Origin of the sequence: Streptomyces sp. NBC_01551 (assembly GCF_026339935.1) — a bacterium.
Taxonomy (GTDB): Bacteria; Actinomycetota; Actinomycetes; order Streptomycetales; family Streptomycetaceae; genus Streptomyces.
Genome location: NZ_JAPEPX010000001.1, coordinates 477,555 through 494,547, shown reverse-complemented (window position 1 = coordinate 494,547; position 16,993 = coordinate 477,555). Strand labels below are relative to the sequence as shown.

The following is a 16,993-nucleotide window of genomic DNA, read 5'->3' as shown; positions in this document are numbered from 1 at the left end:
TCCGCCGGCACCGCGACGGCCGCGTCGCGCAGCCGGTCCGCGCCCTGCGCGACGTGCTCGTGAGCCTGCTGGCCGGCTGAAGCCCCCGCGGCCCTCGGCCTACGCCTACGCCTAGGGCTGTGCCTGTGCCTGCGCCTGCGCGAGCCGACGCGCGAGCTCCTCCTCGGAGAGGTCCTCCAGGTGCGTCATGAACACCCAGACGTGTCCGAAGGGGTCGCGGAGGATGACGTTGCGGTCGCCGTGGAACTGGTCCTCCGGGGCACGCACCAGCTCGGCGCCCGCCGCCACGGCCCTGCGGGTGAGCGCGTCCACGTCCGGGACGAAGACGTGCAGGGCCACGGACGTCCCGCCGAGCGCCGAGGGCGCCGCGAACGGGCCCTCGGAGACGTCGCCCAGCATCAGGACGGCCCCGGCGATCCGGATCTCGGCGTGCATCACTCCGCCCTCCGGGTGGCCCAGCCGGAACTCCTCGGTCGCGCCGAAGGCCTCGGTGTAGAAGGAGATCGCCGCGTCCGCGTCGGACACCATGACGTGTGACACCACGGCGGTGCGGTAGCGCTCCGGAACGGCCGTCTGTACTGCCTCGTGAGTGGTCATGTTCGTGACCGTAGAACCGCAAGTTCGCTTGAGGTCAACCGTCGGCAGGCGGCTTGCTGAACCGACCGGCGCAGAGGCGGTGGCGGCCATGCGGAACGTGAGTACGCTGCTACACATGACGGTGCACCCCCCTGGTCCGCTGTGGACGGGCCGGGCCTCCAACCGCGCGCAGTGGCTGCTCGCCGCAGCCGGTGCGGCCTGTCTGGCGCTCGGCATCGCGCTGGCCGTCGGCTCCTCGTGGACCGGGGGCATCGCCCCGCTGCTGATGTCCGTGATCGGCTGCCTCGCCGTGGGCCTGCTCATCCTCTACGGGACCCTCGCCTTCGTCCACGTCGCCGTCACGGTCGACTCCGAGGCCCTGGTGGTCCGCTGCGGCCACATAGGGCTGCCGCGCCGCCGGATCTCGCTGGCGGAGGTGACGTCGGCCGAGTTCGTGCCCCGGATCACCCCCCAGCAGTGGGGCGGCTGGGGCTACCGCTGGCGCCCCGAGAAGGGCACCGCCGTGATCGTCCGGCGGGGCGAGGGAGTGGAGCTGCGTCTCGACGACGGGAAGCTGTTCACCGTCACCGTCGACGACGCCGAGAACGCGGTCCGGGTCATCCGTACGCATCTGCGCGCCCTCGCCCGCTGAGGCGTTTACCGGTCTCCGGCAGGCGGGGACGTACACTCCGCCAGATGAGCAGCAGTGTCACCCGCGCGGCCGGGAACGAGCCCCCGCAGCCCTCCGCGGCAGCCAGCACCGACCTCGCGCCCGAGCCCGGGACCGGGGTCGAGCCGCCCGTCGGCGAGCGGAGCGCAACCGGCTCCCGTGCGGTCGCCCGGTTCGCGCGCCCCGTCCTGGCCGTCCTCGCCGGCGCGCTGCTGTACGCGAGCTTCCCGCCCCGCCCCCTGTGGTGGCTGGCGCCCTTCGCGCTCGCCCTGCTCGCCGGCTGCCTCCACGGCCGCCGCGCCCGCGCGGGCTTCGGCCTCGGCTTCCTGTTCGGCCTCGGCTACCTGCTGCCGCTGCTCGTCTGGACCAGCGAGGGCGTCGGCCCCGTCCCGTGGCTGGCCCTCGTCACGCTCGAAGCGCTCCTGATCGGCCTGACCGGCCTCGGTATTGCCCTCGTCAGCCGGCTCCCCGGCCGACCGCTGTGGGCCGCGGCCGTCTGGATCGCCGGCGAGGCCCTGCGCGCCCGCGCCCCCTTCGGCGGGTTCCCCTGGGGCAAGCTCGCCTTCGGCCAGGCCGACGGCCTCTTCCTGCCGCTCGCCGCCCTCGGCGGCACCCCGCTGCTCTCCTTCGCCGTCGTCCTGTGCGGATTCGGGCTCTACGAGGCCCTGCGCATCGCCCGCGACCACCCCCGCCGGGCGACCGCCGTCCTCGCCGCCCTCACCGTCGCCGCCCCGATCGGCGCGGCCCTCGCCGCCCGGCCGCTGGTCTCCGACTCCGCCGAGGACGGCACCGCCGTCGCCGCCGTGATCCAGGGCAACGTCCCGCGTGCCGGCTTCGACTTCAACGCCCAGCGCCGCGCGGTCCTCGACAACCACGCCAAGCGCACGATCGAACTCGCCGAGGACGTCAAGGCCGGGCGCGCCCCGAAGCCCGACTTCGTGGTCTGGCCGGAGAACTCCTCCGACATCGACCCCTTCACCCAGCCCGACGCCTACGAGGTCATCGACAAGGCGGTCAAGGCCATCGGCGTGCCCGTCGCGATCGGCTCCGTACTGGCCCCCGACACCGGGCCGCTGCGCAACACGATGATCCTCTGGGATCCGGTCAAGGGCCCCACGGACACCTACGACAAGCGCAAGATCCAGCCCTTCGGCGAGCGGATGCCGATGCGCTCCTTCGTCCGGATCTTCAGCGCCGACGTGGACCGGGTGCGCCGCGACTTCGGCCCCGGCAAGGAGCCCGGCGTCTTCGACATGGCGGGCAGCGGCGTCGGCATGGTCACCTGCTACGAGGCCGCCTTCGACGACGCCGTGCGCTCCACGGTCCGGGCGGGCGCCCAGGTCATCGCCGTCCCCAGCAACAACGCCACCTTCGGCCGGTCCCAGATGACCTACCAGCAGCTCGCCATGGACCGGATCCGCGCCGTCGAGCACAGCCGGACCGTCCTGGTCCCCGTCACCAGCGGCGTCAGCGCCGTGATCCGCCCCGACGGCACGATCGTGGCGCAGACCGAGATGTTCACCGCCGACGCGCTCGTCGCCGAGATCCCGCTGCGCTCCACCGAGACCCCGGCCACCCGCTTCGGGCCGCTGCCCGAGTACGTCCTGCTCGCGATCGCCGGCGGCGGGCTCGGCTGGGTCCTGACCCGGCGCATCCGGTCCCGGCGCGCTGCCGGCCCGCAGGCGCCGACGGCCTCGTGAGCCGGCGGTCGCCGGTCCTCCTCGTAGGGCCGGCGGTCGGAGGTCCTCGTAGGTCCGGGGGACCTCGTAGGGTCGGAGGATGAGCACTCCCGAATTCATCCGCGAGATCCGTGCCACCGCCGGGAAACGGCTGCTCCTACTGCCCGGTGTCACCGCCGTCGTCCTCGACGACGGGGGCCGGGTGCTGCTCGGCCGCCGCTCCGACACCGGGCGGTGGTCCGTGATCGGCGGCATCGCCGAGCCGGGGGAGCAGCCCGCCGAGACCGCGGTGCGCGAGGTGTACGAGGAGACGGCGGTGCGCTGCGTCCCCGAGCGGGTGGTCCTCGTACAGATGCTGGCGCCGGTGACGTACCCCAACGGGGACGTCTGCCAGTTCCAGGACATCACCTTCCGCTGCCGGGCGACGGGCGGCGAGGCGCGGGCCAACGACCACGAGTCGCTGGAGGTGGCCTGGTTCGAGAGGGACGCCCTGCCGCCGCTGGAGCCGTTCGCCCTGGACCGCATCGACCGGGCCCTGCGCGACGAGCCGACGTGGTTCGAGGCGCCGGCGCAGATCGCGCAGTAGCGCGTCGCCCGGCGGTCAGTCCTGCGAGACGGCCACTTCACGGTAGAGGTCCAGGGCCTCCTCGCCCAGCACCGCGCTGTACGAGACGTCCGGGTCCGTGCCGCCGCCCTCGTAGCCGCCGAGCACCCCGGCGACCGCGCCGCCCACCAGCCACGGGCTGCCGCTGGTGCCGCCGCTGAGGGCCGGGCAGTCGATCCGGCGCTGGGAGTCGGACAGCAGGCTGGTGACGTTGGCGCAGCGCAGCGGGGTCTCCCGGCTGCTCGGGTAGCCGAGCACCGTGACGGTGGGGTCGGCGGAGCGGGTGACGGCCATCGGGAAGCCGCCCACCAGGTCCTGGACGTTCTGTCCCTCCGCGCCGCCGAGCGGGGCGACCGTGGCGAAGGCTATGTCGTCGTTCGGGTCCTCGCCCTCGGTCCAGCCCGGGGCGATGTGGCTGCCGGTGATCCTCCAGAGTCCGTACGGGGCCACGCCGTCGTGGTAGCCCGGGGCGAAGACGGTGTTCTCCGGGTCGTCGAGGCCGTCCAGGCAGTGCGCGGCGGTGGCGATCACGTCGCCGTAGTCGCTGCGGACGACGGAGGCGGTGCAGAAGTGGCCGCCGTCGAGACTCCCCTCGAACAGCGGTCCCACCCGGGCGGCGGCCGCGCTCGGCGCGGCCTGCGCGGTCACGCCGAGCGCGGGCGCCGCCGAAGCGTCGGGCACGCTGAGCAGCGCGGCGACCGCGGCGAGCGCGGGCAGGATCGTGGACGCCCGCCGCCGAGGGGTGCGGGCGATGTCACAGGCACGGGGGAGCAGGTGCTGGATCATGCACCCGAGCCTTCCCCGCGAAACTGTGTCCGGAGCTCGATATTCCATAAGAATTCGCTGTGAATCCCGGGAACCGCGCGCCGTACGTCCGGAATGCCCCGGCGCAGAGGGAAAACCCGGACACAGCCGAAACCTCCTGATCAGGGCCCTCTAGCGGCGTTCGTACACCGTCACCCGGCGCCCCCGGACCTGACGGTCCTCGACCGGGGTGAAGTGCTCCCTCAGCACGGCCGCCTTCTCCCGGTCCCGGGCCGCGCCCGACGGCTTCGCCACCTTCGCCGAGTCCGTCACCAGCAGCACCCGCTGCCGGCCGAGCAGCTCCGCCCGGATCCGCTCCGGACCCGCCTCCTCGCCCTTGAGGGTCGCCGAGGCCACCGGAGTCCGCGCCAGCGCCACGTCCGACAGCCCCGCGAACGCCTCCGGCGACACCAGCGCGGTGTCCCGCCGCGCCGCCGGCACGAACAGCACCGCGTCCCCGTCCCGCTTCAGCCGGGCCACCTCGCCGGCCACCGCCAGGACGTCGTCCAACCGGCTGGCCGGGGCCCGCTTGCCCAGCTCCACCGGAAGCAGCGCCAGCACCGAGACCCCGACCAGGCCCGGCACCAGCAGGGTCGCCGCCGTCGGGAACCGCGGCGCGCAGGCCCGTACCGCCGCGCCCAGGGCCGCGCCGATCAGCAGGGCCAGACCCAGCATGCTGAACAGCACGTACCGGTCCAGGAACAGCGGCTGCGCCAGCGACAGCCCCACCAGCCCCAGCTGTGGCACCGCCAGCAGCGGCAGCCCGACCGAGGCAACCGACAGCCGGCCGGCGGCGCGCGGCCCGTTCCACCGGTCCGCCCACGCGCCCAGGGCGCCCACCGCCAGCAGGATCCCGGGGCCCGTCAGCATGTGCCAGGTCAGCGGCGGTATCCACGACACCTGGTCGGACTGGCTCCGGCTGAACAGGATCAGCGGCAGCGCCCCCGCCCCGGCCGCCCCGGCGGCGAGCAGCCAGCGCCCCCACACCCCGCGCCCGGTCCGCACCCACCACAGGGTCGCCGCGTGCGCGGGCAGGACCAGCAGCGACAGCCAATTCAGCAGCGCGCACACCAGCACCGTCAGCCCGTACGCCGTCCAGCGCGGCCACACCCGCCGCCCGGGCCGGTCCTGCGCACCCAGCGACACCAACAGCAGCGTCGACACCCCGGCCCCGGCCGCGACCAGCGCGTACGGACGCCCCTCCTGGAGGTAGAACTGCACGGCGGGCAGCAGCCCCAGCGCCAGCCCGGCCCCGAGCCCCGCCCAGAACCCGGCCAGCCGCCGCCCGATCAGCGCCACGCACGCCGCGGCCGCCGCCACCGCCAGCACCGACGGCAGCCGCAGGACCGCCGTACCCGCCCCGAAGACCTCGAAGAGCCCGTGCATCAGCAGGTAGTACAGCCCGTGCACGGCGTCCACGTTGCCGAGCATCGACCAGATCTCGCCCGCCGACCGGCCGGCCACCTGCCAGGTCGCCGCCTCGTCCCGCCAGACGCTGTCCTGCCGCGACAGCCCCCACAGCCCGAGGGCCAGGGTCCACACGACCGGTACCAGCCAGCCGAGATGCCGTCGCGGGCCGGTGCGGGCCCAGGCGGGTCCGGTGGATATGTGGGATGTCATGAAAGAGCTCGGGTCCTCGGTGGGATGCGACGGCGGAAGCGGCCAGTCTATGGACGCCACGGAGGGTTTATCGAACGTGTGTTGTGCACGGCGGCGCGTGAGCGCCGGGCCCGCCCGCCCCTAGCCTCGCCGCAGGAGCACGAACGAGGGGCGGTACCCGGTGAACTGGCTCATCCACGACTACCGCGAGAGCGATCTCGCCGCGGTGGTCCACCTGATCGACACCACGGCCGAACTCGGCCAGGAGTCCGTCTTCTCGCTGGCCGAGTGCATCAGCGCCCTGACCGACCGGCAGCCCTGTGTCGTCGCCGTCCACCAGGGCGTCCCGATCGGCGCCGCCCTCGCCTGCGTCACCGGGGAACGGGCCTGGGTGATGCGCATCGCGATCGCCGCCGGCTGGCGGGGCCGCGGCCTGGCCAGCGCCCTGCTCGTCGAGCTGGAGCGGCGGCTGATCGCCGCCCGCGTCGGCCGCATCGCCTACGTGCTGCCCGAGGAGGACCTGCTCGGCGAGGGCCTGCTCAACGCCGGTTACACCCGCCAGCCCGCCGTCGCCTACTTCGAGAAGACCGAGCCGCTGCACGGACCGGCCGCCGGTCTCCTCGACGACCTCGGCGGACGCTTCCTCGCGAACGACCTCTGGACCAAGGTCGCCGGCATGGAGACGGAGAAGGACCTGATCGAGCGGCGCGTGGTGCTGCCGCTCGCCGAGCCCGAACGGGCCGCCGCACACGGCGTGCAGCCGCCGCGCGCCATCACCCTGTTCGGCCCGCCCGGCACGGGCAAGACCACCTTCGCCCGAGCCATCGCCTCCCGGCTGGGCTGGCCCTTCGTGGAACTGCTGCCGTCCCGGCTGGCCGACGAGGGCAACCTGGCCGCCGCGCTGCGCACCGCGTTCGCCCGGATCGCCGAACTGGAGCGGGTGCTCGTCTTCATCGACGAGGTCGAGGAGATCGCGCCCGTACGCACCGAACCCGCGCAGCCCGGCGGCATCCACGGCGTCACCAACGAGCTGCTCAAGCTGATACCCGGCTTCCGGGAGGGCGGCGAGCGGCTGCTGGTCTGCGCCACCAACTCCATCCGCTCCCTCGACCCGGCCTTCCTGCGGCCCGGCCGCTTCGACTACCTGATCCCGATCGGCACCCCGGACGCCGGGGCCCGCGCCGCGATCTGGGGCCGCTACACGGCCGGCCGCGCGGACGTCGACGTGGCAGCGCTGGTGGCGGCGAGCGAGCTGTTCACCCCGGCCGACATCGAGCACGCGGCGCGGATCGCGGCGCAGGTGTCGTTCGAGCGGGACCTGGAGGCGGTGGGCGCGCGCGGCGCGGCGGCCGCGCAGCTGGGCGCGAGCACCGCGGACTACCTGGCGGCGGTGGCGCAGTGTCGGCCGACGGTGACGCCGGCGATGACGGGGGAGTTCGCGGCGGACATCACGGCGCACGCCCGGTTCTGACGGGTCGAGTGAAACAGCGCACGGCACCCCGGCGCCTCGGCCGGAAGAACGGAACCGGCGCTCCCGCGCATCGGCCGATCGGCCGAGCCGGCTACGGGCGGCAGCGGTACGTGAACTCCACCGCGGCCGTGCGGCTCGCGGGCGAGATCAGTTCGAGCTCGGCCCTGGCGGGATAGGTGCCCGTCCCCTGGAAGGTCCACAGCAGGTGCAGCGTGGCCTCCTTCCGCCCGCTCGGCACCCGCTCCGTCAGCGGATCCGAGCGCGTCCCGTCGCTGCGCACCCAGCGGTACGTGAGGGTTCCCGGGCGCCCGTTCGTCCGTACGAGGGCCACCACATCGGCCGCCGTGTCGCAGGCGGGACCCTTCGGGTCGGTGCTCACCGACACCTCCCGCACCTCCAGCGCCGGGCCGAGCCGCTGCCAGCCCAGGTACGCGAGGACCGCCGCCAGCACCACGGCCGCCAGGGCGTACCGGCGCAGGGCCGCCCCCCGACGCCGACGCGGGGCGGGCGCGACGGCCACCGGGAACGGCGTGCCCGGCATCTGCGCCGTCACCCCGGGCCCGAACCGCAGCAGCGACCCCTCGATACGGTCGGGTACCGCCCCGGACACGGCCTGGGGCGTGTCGAACCGCTTCGTCTCCGCGGGCCGCTGCGGCGGGCCGCTGATCCAGTGGCTGCCGAGCACCGTGGCGCTGTAGTCGTCGTCCTCGGGGACGCGGGGATCGCTCATCGCGGAGGCTCCAGGATCACCGGGGGCTTGCACCGGGGGATGGGCTGTGAGTCCGTGGCGACCTTGGCGCCAGGCTTGGTGGTCACCCGCACGGTCAGGTGGCAGCCGCTGCCGCGCGTGAAGGCGTGCCGACGCTCCAGCGTGGTGGAGCCGGCCTGGACCGGGACGGACTCCGAGCCGTCGGCGTGGCGCAGGTCGCCCGGGCTGTCGCCCAGGAACCATTCGAGCGTCACCGTGGCCGGACCGCCCTTGACGTCGACCGACACGGTCGCCAGCCCGGCCGAGGGGCTCGCCGCCAGGGAGACCTTCACGCCGCCGACCACGATGGTCGGCGTGGGAGTCGGCGTCGGCGTCGGCGTCGGTGTCGGGGTGGTCTTGGTCGGCGTGGGCGTGGGCGTAGGCGTGGGGGAGTGGCTCGCCGTCGGGGTCCCGGACGCGGACGCGGACACCGAGGGGCTCGCGCTCGGGCTCGCCGTCGCGGACGGGCTCGGGCTCGGGCTCGCCGCGGGGCCCGGGCCCGGGGAAACGCTTCCGGCGGACGGGCTCGTCGTCGCGAACGCGCTCAGCGCCGAGGCGCCGCCCGGCTCCCCGCCGACCGCGTTGTACGTGAGCACCAGGACGGCCCCCACCACCAGCGCCACCCCGGCGGCGGTCAGCCCGCGCCGCCCCGGAGCCCAGCTCGGCGGCGGAGGCTCCAGCACCGTCGTCGCCACCGCCGTCGTCCCCGCGGCCGGCGCTCCCGCCGACGGGAACAGCAGCGGCAGCAGCGCGGCCAGCGCCGCCAGCTTGCGCTGCCCGCGCTCCTCCCACTGCGGTCCGTACGCGGCCAGCGCCACGCCCTCCAGCTCCGCCACGAACGCCTCGGCGTTCTCCGGGCGCTGCTCCGGCCGCTTGGCCAGACCGCGCCGGATCAGCGGACGTACCGGCTCCGGCGCCTCCGTCTCCGGCACCGGGGCCTCTATGTGCTGGACCGCGAGCTCCGCGAAGTTCTCCCCGTCGTACGGCTTGCGCCCGGTCAGGCACTCGAAGAACGTGGCCGTCGCCGCGTACACGTCCGCGGCGGGCGAGGCCGGCTGCCCCTGCCACTGCTCGGGGGCCATGTACGCGGGCGTACCCGCCACCCCCGGAGTCGTGCCGCGGCCCGCCGCGATCCCGAAGTCCACCAGCTTCGACGAACCGTCCGCCGCGACCAGCACGTTCTCCGGCTTGTAGTCGCGGTGCACCACACCCGCCCGGTGCGCCGCGGCCAGCCCGAGCAGCGAGCCCTTGAGCACCACCAGCGCGGCCTCGGCGTCGGCCCGCCCGGACTGCTTCAGCAGCGCGCGCAGCGAGACGCCGTCCACCAGTTCCATCACGATGGCGGCCCCGCCGGGCGACTCCACGTACTCGTACAGCCCGACGACGTACGGCGACCGCAGCCCGCCCAGGAGCCGCGCCTCCGCCCGGAACTCCCGGACGAAGGCCGGGTCCTCGCGGAGCCGGTCGCTCAGGTACTTGACCGCGACCGCCGTGCCCGTGCCGTCGTGGACGGCGAGCACGACGCGGCCGCTGCCGCCGGAACCGAGGTCCCGGACCTCCGTGTATCCGGGCACCGTCCAGGTGCTGCTCATCGTTTTGCCCCCTGCCGTGGCGTCGCCGCGCCCAAGGTCTCCGGTCGCAAGCCGACCGGCCACCCCCTGGGACACGGTTTCCGCCACGGCCGGTTCCCAACCCCGTCCGGTGTCCCGAACCGTGGCCGGGCCGTGGTCGGGCCGTGATCAGGCCGCGGCCCGCAGGGCCCCGATCATGGAGTGCAGCCGGTCGGCCGCCGCCCGCCCGAAGGCCGGGTCGTTGATGTGGGTGTCGTAGTCGTAGAGCCGGGCGGCGCTGCCCCGCAATCCGTCGCGCAGCGCCGAGAACAGGGCCCGGTCCGCGCGCGGGTCATGGTACGGCCCGCCGGGGGCGCCGAGCGTGGACAGTCCGCGCAGTGGGACGCAGACCGCCGTGGGCCCGGTCGCCACGCGGAGTTTGCCGGCGACCCGGCGGCCGAGTTCCGCGCATTCGGACTCGGTCGTACGGATGACCGTGATCGAGGGGTTGTGGACGCGGACCCGCCGGTAGCGGGCGTGTTCCGGCAGGGTCTCCAGCGGGCCGAACTTCACCATGTCCAGCGCGCCCAGGCTCACCACCTGCGGAATCCCGGCCCGCCCGGCCGCGCTGAGCCGGTCGGGGCCGGCGCTCAGGACGCCGCCGCACAGGTCGTCGGCGAGCTCGCTGAGGGTGAGGTCCAGCACCCCGGCGAAGATCCCCTGCCCGGCCAGGGTCTCCAGGGTGCGGCCGCCGGTGCCGCTGACGTGGAAGACCAGCACCTCGTAGCCGAGTTCGGTGAGCCGCTCGCGGGCGGCGTCCACTCCGGTCGTGGTCACCCCCGCCATGCTCGCGGCGATCAGCGGCGGGCCGCCCGCGCCCAGCCGGGCCGGCCGGCGCTCCACCGAGGTGCGGGCGAAGGCCTTGGCCATCCCGGCGATCGCTTCCACCGCGTTCGTCAGCACCGGCGCCGAGACGCTGTTGATGCCCGCGATGTCCACCACGCTGTACATCATCGTGATGTCCGAGGATCCGACGTACGGGGCCACGTTCCCGGACGCCATGGACGAGACCATCAGCTTCGGGACGCCCAGCGGCAGTGCGCGCATCGCCCGGCTGGCGATGGAGGTCCCGCCGCTGCCGCCGATCGCGAGGACCCCGTGCAGCCGGCCCTCGGCGTGCAGCCGTAAGAGGACCGCCTCGGCCCCCTGGGCCATCGTGGTGACGGCCGCGCCCCGGTCGGCGGCCGTCCGCAGTTCCGTCAGTTCCGTTCCCGCCGCCCGGGCCACCGCTTCACGCGGCACGTCCGCGGGCACCCGGGGCTCGCCCATGATCCCTGTGTCGACCAGTACCACTTCGACGCCGGCACGCAGCAGCTTCTCGCGCAACCAGCCGTACTCCACACCCTTGGTGTCCAGGGTTCCCACCAGCACGACGTTCGTCATATGTGTAATGTCAATGCAGATGTGGTCCGCTGGCAAGTCAAGGTGCGGTCAACCCTTCAGGAGCCCCAACAGCCGCTCCAGGAAAGGAATTTGACCCTTCACCAGTTTGGTTCCGGCCACGGTGGGAGTAAACCAGGCCACTCGGTCCAGCTCCGGGAACTCCTCGACCCGTCCCGAGTGCGGCGGCCACTCCATCGTGAAGGTCCCGGGCACCATCAGCGCCGGATCCAGGTCCGCCCGCACGGCCCAGATCCGCACCGTTTTTCCGCTCGAAAGGACCACCTCGCCCAGCGGCAGGTACGGGCCGTCCGGCGGCGGCAGCCCGATCTCCTCGGTGAACTCCCGGCGGGCCGCGTCGAGCGGGGCCTCGTCCGGCTCGTACTCGCCCTTGGGGATGCCCCACCCGCCCTCGTCGCGGTGCTCCCAGAGCGGGCCGCCCATGTGCCCGAGCAGGACCTCGATCCCGTGGTCGGCGCCGTCCTCGCCGCCCGTCCGGCGAAACAGCAGCAGTCCGGCACTCCGCTTCTTCGTCATGCCCCGATCCATGCCCCGAAACGGGCCGGGTCAGTGCGCGTGCGGACCCTCGCGGTGGACCGGGCCGTGGGCGTCCGCACAGTGCGGGTCCGCCGGGTGGCCGCCCGCCCGGCCCACCGAGAGCAGCTCCTCCTGGACGTGGTCGACCTGGAGCGTGGTGTGGGTGATCCCGTACTCCTTGGCGAGCAGCTGCTCCAGGTCGCGGCGCACCGCGTGGCAGTCGCCCGCCGGTTCCACCAGGACGTGCGCCGAGAGGGCCGCCTGGCCGGAGGTGATGGTCCAGATGTGCAGGTCGTGCACCTCGGTGACCGGCGGCTGTCCGACGAGCCGGTCGCCGACCGCGTCCGGGTCCACGTTGGCCGGGGCCGCCTCCAGGAAGATTCGGCCGGACTCGCGGACCAGCCCGTAGCCCGCCCGGACCATCAGCACCACGACCACCAGCGTGGCGATCGCGTCGGCCTGCACGAAGCCGGTGGTGAGCACGATCAGGCCGGCCACCGCCGTCCCGATGAAGGCGAACAGGTCGTTCAGGATGTGCTGGTACGCGCCCTCGACGGCCAGGGAGGAACGGTTCGCCCGGGAGATGCACCAGGCCGCCGCGATGTTGACGACGATGCCCGCGAGCGCCGTCACCAGGACCAGCCCGCCCGCCACCGGCGGCGGGTCGAGCAGCCGGCGCACCGCCTCGTAGGCCAGCCAGGCCGCGAGCAGCAGCAGGGTGAGCCCGTTGGCCTGGGCGGAGAGTATCTCCGCGCGCTTGAGGCCGTACGTGAACCCGCCGCGCGCCGGGCGGGCCGCGAGCCGCATCGCGATCAGCGCGAGGACGATCGAGACGGCGTCGGTCAGCATGTGCGCGGCGTCGGAGATCAGGGCCAGGGAGTGGGCCATCACGCCGATGGTCACCTCGATCGCCATGAAGGTGCCGATCAGGCCGAGCGCGATCGCCAGCCAGCGGCGGTCGGCGTTCGGGTCGACGCCGTGGCTGTGACCGCCGTGTCCGTGGTCGCCGTGTCCGTGACCGTCGTGGTCGCCGCGGCTGCCGTGGTCGGCGTGGTCGCTGTGAGCGTGGTCGTGCCCAGTCATGGGATCCCCCGTTGATTCGGTTCCGACGCGTGAAGTGAAGCGCACCGCGCCGAGATGGGCAAAGGCTGCAACGGGGACCGTTGTCATTACCCATAAGAGGCCTCTGACCTGCGGTTATGCTGAGCCGGTCCGATCGTGGGAAAATCTGCTCATGGTCCAGCGCCCCGGTGTGCCGACCGCGCCCGAGCTTGTCCTGGAAACCGACAGGGGCTCCACACGGATGAGCCCGGGCCGGACGTATCACGTCGGCCGGGACCCCCTGTGCGAGATCTGCCTCGACGACGCCCGCGTCTCGTGGCACCACGCGGTCCTGCGCCCCGACGGCGACCACTGGACCCTGGAGGACGAGGACAGCACCAACGGCACCTGGGCCGACGGCCACCGCGTCCACGAGTGGGCCGTCGGAATCGGCAGCGAACTCCGCTTCGGCGGCGCGGACGACGGCCCGCGCGCCCTCCTCCTCGGCCCCGCGCCCCACGCCGCGTCCCCCGCGTCCTCCGCGTCCTCCGCGTCCGCCGCGCCCTCCGCGTCCCGCGCATCGGAGGCATCGCCCGCACCGGCCGCACCGGCCGGATCGGCCGCATCGGCCGCCTCCGCCGGGGACGGCCCCGCCGCGGTCTCGCGGCCCGCCCTGACCCACACCTTCCGGCAGCCCAGCGGCACCCGCCCGCTGCCCTCCCGGACCGCCGTCCGCATCGGCCGCGCCCTCGACAACGACCTCGTCATCGACGACCTCGCCGTCTCCCGCCGGCACGCCGAACTGCGCGCCCGGGGCGACGGCACGTACGAGATCGTCGACCTCGCCAGCCACAACGGCACCTACCTGAACGGTGCCCCCGTCGAACGCGCCGCCCGCATCACCGAGGGCGACATCATCGGCATCGGCCATGTCGCCTTCTGCCTCGCCGGGGACCAGCTCCAGGAGTACGTCGACACCGGCGAGGTCTCCCTCGACGTGCAGGAGCTCGCCGTGTCCGTGAGCACCGGCCGAGCCCGCAGGACCCTCCTCGACCACGTCTCCTTCCCCGTCGGCGCCAAATGCCTGCTCGCCGTCGTCGGACCCAGCGGAGCCGGCAAGTCCACCCTCCTCGGCGCGCTCACCGGGCTGCGCCCCGCCGACCACGGCACCGTCCTCTACGACGGCCGCGACCTCTACCGCGACTACGCCGAACTCCGCAACCGCATCGGCCTGGTCCCGCAGGACGACATCCTGCACACCCAGCTCACCGTCCGCCGCGCCCTCGGCTACGCCGCGGAACTCCGCTTCCCGCAGGACACCGCCACGGCGGAACGGCAGGCCCGGGTGGAGGAGGTGATCGGCGAACTCGGCCTCGCGCAGCGCGCCGACCAGCCCCTCCACAGCCTCTCCGGCGGCCAGCGCAAACGCGTCTCCGTCGCCCTGGAACTGCTCACCAAACCCTCCCTGCTCTTCCTCGACGAGCCCACGTCGGGGCTCGACCCCGGGATGGACCGCTCGGTGATGCGCATGCTGCGCGGCCTCGCCGACGACGGCCGCACCGTCATCGTGGTCACCCACAGCGTGCTCAGCCTCGACGTCTGCGACCGGCTCCTGGTCCTCGCGCCGGGCGGGCGCACCGCCTACTTCGGGCCGCCCGAGGACACGCTCGCCTTCTTCGGCTTCACGCAGTGGCCCGACGCCTTCGAGGCGTTCGAGAACCAGCGCGGCCGCGACTGGGCCGGCGAGTACCGGGGCTCGCCGCCGTACCGCGCCTACGTGGACATCGCCGCCCGCCAGCCCAGAGCCTGCGGCGGTGACCGGACCGCGGGGCCGGCGGCCGTGGCCCCGGCGCCCACCGCCCAGAGCCGGCGCTCCCAGCTGGGCACCCTGATCCGGCGGTACGCCGCCGTGCTCGGCGCCGACCGCACCTTCCTCGTCGTCATGATCGCGCTGCCGTTCGTGATGGGCGCCATGGCCCGCGCCCTCGCGGGCAGCGCGCTGACCGCGGAGACGGCCGTCAACGCCCTGCTCATCCTGTGCGTCGGCGGGGTGCTGACCGGCGCCGCCAACGCCGTGCGCGAGCTGGTCAAGGAACGCGTCATCCACCAGCGCGAACGCGCGGTCGGGCTGTCGCGGTCGGCCTATCTGATGTCCAAGGTGGTGGTGCTCGGCGCCGTCACCGTGGCGCAGGCCGTCGTCCTGACCCTGGTCGCGCTGCTCGGCGTACAGCTCGGCGCCCCGGACGGCGAGGGCGTGTTCCTCCCGCCGCTCCTCGAAATCACCCTCGCCGTCGCCCTGCTGTCGTTCACCGCGATGATGCTCGGCCTGCTGGTCTCCGCCCTGGTCACGAAGGAGGAGGTCACCATGCCGCTGCTGGTCCTCCTCGCCATCGTGCAAGTGGTGTTCTGCGGGGCCCTCCTCCAGCTCAGCGGGGTCCCGGTCATCGAGCAACTGGCCTGGCTGGTGCCCTCGCGCTGGGCCCTGGGCGCGATGGCGGGCACCATCGACCTGGGCGCGATCGTCCCCGGCACCCTCGCCGCCGACCCGCTGTTCGCACACGCGGGCGGGGTGTGGCTGCTGAACATGGGGATGATGGTGGTCCTGTCCGTCCTGTTCGGGGTGCTGGTCGCCCTGCTGCTGCGGCGGCACGAGCCCGCGGTCATGCGCAAGCAGGCCCGATGACGACCCCGTCCGTCGGCGCCGAAGAGTTCGCGGACTTCCGGCCCACGCACGTCGTCCCCCAGGAGGGGCTGCACGCCTGGGAGGCACCCGACACCTCCCGCCCGACCACCCCGCTCGACGCCTTCCTGCCCGTGCAACTGCTCTCCCGGCGCGGGGAGTGGGCGGAGATCCTCTGCGCCAACGGGTGGTCCGCGTGGGTGGACGGGCGCCTGCTGGTCTCCGTACCGCAGCCGCCCCCGACCGGCGGACAGCCGCTGACGCGCACCGAGGACCCGCGAGCGCTGCTCTCGCGGACCGCCGAGGCCCTGGACCGCTACCGGCGGGCCGCCGACGACCTCGGCTCCGGGCGGCTGGACACGGAGGGGTTCCGGCGGGCGACGCTCGGGGTGAAGGCCGGGATGGTGCTCGACGGGGAGGCGGTCTGGCTGTACGACGAGGCCTCCGGGCGCTGGATGTACGGCGACGGGCTCCACCTGACGACCTACGCGGTGGCGGCCGGCCCGGGCGCCTCGAACCCGTCGGTGGCCCCGGCCGCATCGGCCGAGCGGGAGTCCTGATGCCTTCCGAGCCCGAGGAGGTCACCCGCCCCTCCGGGCTGTACGAGCCCGCGGGCCACCGGGCGGACCTTCTGGGCAAGCGGATCGCCGGGTACCAGGTGGAGAGCGAGATCGGGCGCGGTGGGATGGCGGTCGTCTACCAGGCGCACGACCTGCGGCTGGACCGGACGGTGGCACTGAAACTGCTGGCACCGGAGCTGGCCCGGAACGACACCTTCAGGCAGCGGTTCGCCTTCGAGTCGAAGGCGGCGGCGGCCATCGACCACCCGCACATCGTCCCGGTGTTTGATGCCGGGGAGGCGGACGGACTGCTGTACATCGCGATGCGGTACGTGGCCGGCCAGGACCTGCGGGCGCTGTTGGACCGGACGGGTCCGATGCCGGTCGAGGCGGCGGTGCGGATCGCCGCCCAGGTGGCCTCGGCGCTGGACGCGGCGCACGACCACGGCCTGGTGCACCGGGACGTGAAGCCGGGGAACGTCCTGGTCGCGGAAGGGACGGACAGCGAACACCCCGAGCACGTGTACCTGACGGACTTCGGGCTGACGAAGAAGTCCCTGTCGCTGACCGGGTTCACCAGCGTCGGGCAGTTCGTCGGGACGCTGGACTACGTCGCGCCCGAGCAGATCGCCGGGAAACCGGTGGACGGGCGGTGCGACGTCTACAGCCTGGGCTGCGTCGTCTACGAGATGCTGGCCGGCGGGCCGCCCTTCCAGCGCGAGGACGACATGGCCCTGCTGTGGGCGCACCAGTACGACCCGGCGCCCCCGCTGAGCTCACGGCGGCCGGACCTGCCGCCGGCGGCGGACGACGTCCTGGCGAAGGCCCTGGCCAAGTCCCCGGAGGACCGCTGGGGCAGCTGCCTGGAATTCACCTCGGCCCTGCGCCGGGCGGGTGCGGGCGCCGCCCCGCTCGCCGCGCCGCTCGCTCCCCCGACGCCGCCGAAGCCCCGGCCGCTGACGCCGTCCGGGCCCCCGCCTCCACCACCGCAGTGGGCCACGCCGGTGTTCCGCGCCCACCGGGAGCCGTAGGGC

The 16,993-nt window shown here is 74.0% G+C and carries 15 protein-coding genes; 7 read left to right on the top strand and 8 right to left on the bottom strand.

Annotated features, from left to right (window positions below; all coding sequences use genetic code 11):
* Positions 1–111: 111 nt before the first annotated feature.
* Entirely contained in the window at positions 112–597 is a 486-nt protein-coding gene (locus OG982_RS02055) for a VOC family protein (RefSeq protein WP_266947784.1), read from the bottom strand.
* A 115-nt stretch (positions 598–712) separates the two neighbouring features.
* On the opposite strand from OG982_RS02055, the gene OG982_RS02050 reads away from it, so the two are divergent.
* The 3 genes from OG982_RS02050 to OG982_RS02040 all read left to right on the top strand — a co-directional run bounded on the left by OG982_RS02050 (position 713) and on the right by OG982_RS02040 (position 3,511).
* Complete coding sequence (locus tag OG982_RS02050) at positions 713–1,228, top strand: hypothetical protein (RefSeq protein WP_266790283.1); 516 nt, start codon at positions 713–715, stop codon at positions 1,226–1,228.
* A gap of 44 nt (positions 1,229–1,272) precedes the next feature.
* Positions 1,273–2,946, top strand: a complete 1,674-nt coding sequence (gene lnt, locus OG982_RS02045; RefSeq protein ID WP_266790285.1) for an apolipoprotein N-acyltransferase — start codon at positions 1,273–1,275, stop codon at positions 2,944–2,946.
* Positions 2,947–3,025: 79 nt separating this feature from the next.
* Positions 3,026–3,511: an NUDIX domain-containing protein gene (locus OG982_RS02040; protein WP_266790287.1), complete on the top strand. Its 486-nt coding sequence runs from the start codon at positions 3,026–3,028 to the stop codon at positions 3,509–3,511.
* A gap of 15 nt (positions 3,512–3,526) precedes the next feature.
* Here OG982_RS02040 and OG982_RS02035 read toward each other — a convergent pair whose 3' ends face one another.
* Together OG982_RS02035 and OG982_RS02030 are read right to left on the bottom strand one after the other, a co-directional pair.
* Positions 3,527–4,315, bottom strand: coding sequence for a serine protease (locus OG982_RS02035; protein ID WP_266790289.1), 789 nt, complete (start codon positions 4,313–4,315; stop codon positions 3,527–3,529).
* A 150-nt stretch (positions 4,316–4,465) separates the two neighbouring features.
* Positions 4,466–5,953 carry a hypothetical protein gene (locus OG982_RS02030; protein ID WP_266790291.1) on the bottom strand — a complete coding sequence of 496 codons (1,488 nt, stop codon included), beginning with the start codon at positions 5,951–5,953 and terminating at the stop codon, positions 4,466–4,468.
* A gap of 160 nt (positions 5,954–6,113) precedes the next feature.
* On the opposite strand from OG982_RS02030, the gene OG982_RS02025 reads away from it, so the two are divergent.
* Positions 6,114–7,403 (top strand): ATP-binding protein, encoded by a 1,290-nt coding sequence (locus tag OG982_RS02025; RefSeq protein ID WP_266947782.1) that lies wholly within the window; start codon positions 6,114–6,116, stop codon positions 7,401–7,403.
* A 91-nt stretch (positions 7,404–7,494) separates the two neighbouring features.
* Here the strand turns inward: OG982_RS02025 and OG982_RS02020 are convergent, their stop codons facing one another.
* The 5 genes from OG982_RS02020 to OG982_RS02000 form a co-directional block, all read right to left on the bottom strand.
* Positions 7,495–8,133 carry a hypothetical protein gene (locus tag OG982_RS02020; RefSeq protein WP_266947780.1) on the bottom strand — a complete coding sequence of 213 codons (639 nt, stop codon included), beginning with the start codon at positions 8,131–8,133 and terminating at the stop codon, positions 7,495–7,497.
* Positions 8,130–9,743 carry a serine/threonine-protein kinase gene (locus OG982_RS02015; RefSeq protein WP_266947779.1) on the bottom strand — a complete coding sequence of 538 codons (1,614 nt, stop codon included), beginning with the start codon at positions 9,741–9,743 and terminating at the stop codon, positions 8,130–8,132. The genes OG982_RS02020 and OG982_RS02015 overlap by 4 nt, the downstream gene beginning before the upstream one ends.
* A 147-nt stretch (positions 9,744–9,890) precedes the next feature.
* Complete coding sequence (locus OG982_RS02010) at positions 9,891–11,144, bottom strand: Tm-1-like ATP-binding domain-containing protein (protein ID WP_266947777.1); 1,254 nt, start codon at positions 11,142–11,144, stop codon at positions 9,891–9,893.
* A 48-nt stretch (positions 11,145–11,192) separates the two neighbouring features.
* A complete protein-coding gene (locus OG982_RS02005) occupies positions 11,193–11,678 on the bottom strand; it encodes an NUDIX domain-containing protein (protein ID WP_266790300.1) in 486 nt (161 codons plus the stop codon).
* 30 nt (positions 11,679–11,708) lie between these two features.
* The gene (locus OG982_RS02000) at positions 11,709–12,761 is read right to left on the bottom strand and encodes a cation diffusion facilitator family transporter (RefSeq protein WP_266790301.1); all 1,053 of its coding nucleotides are present in this window, start codon (positions 12,759–12,761) and stop codon (positions 11,709–11,711) included.
* A gap of 151 nt (positions 12,762–12,912) precedes the next feature.
* Between OG982_RS02000 and OG982_RS01995 the strand changes: the two genes are divergently transcribed.
* Genes OG982_RS01995 through OG982_RS01985 form a run of 3 tightly spaced genes read left to right on the top strand, consistent with a single transcriptional unit; the run spans position 12,913 to position 16,990 of the window.
* Positions 12,913–15,402 (top strand): FHA domain-containing protein, encoded by a 2,490-nt coding sequence (locus OG982_RS01995; protein ID WP_266947776.1) that lies wholly within the window; start codon positions 12,913–12,915, stop codon positions 15,400–15,402.
* Positions 15,399–15,959 (top strand): hypothetical protein, encoded by a 561-nt coding sequence (locus OG982_RS01990; protein ID WP_266790305.1) that lies wholly within the window; start codon positions 15,399–15,401, stop codon positions 15,957–15,959. Before OG982_RS01995 ends, OG982_RS01990 begins: the two co-directional genes overlap by 4 nt.
* Positions 15,959–16,990 (top strand): serine/threonine-protein kinase, encoded by a 1,032-nt coding sequence (locus tag OG982_RS01985; RefSeq protein ID WP_266790307.1) that lies wholly within the window; start codon positions 15,959–15,961, stop codon positions 16,988–16,990. The genes OG982_RS01990 and OG982_RS01985 overlap by 1 nt, the downstream gene beginning before the upstream one ends.
* The last annotated feature ends 3 nt before the right edge of the window (positions 16,991–16,993 follow it).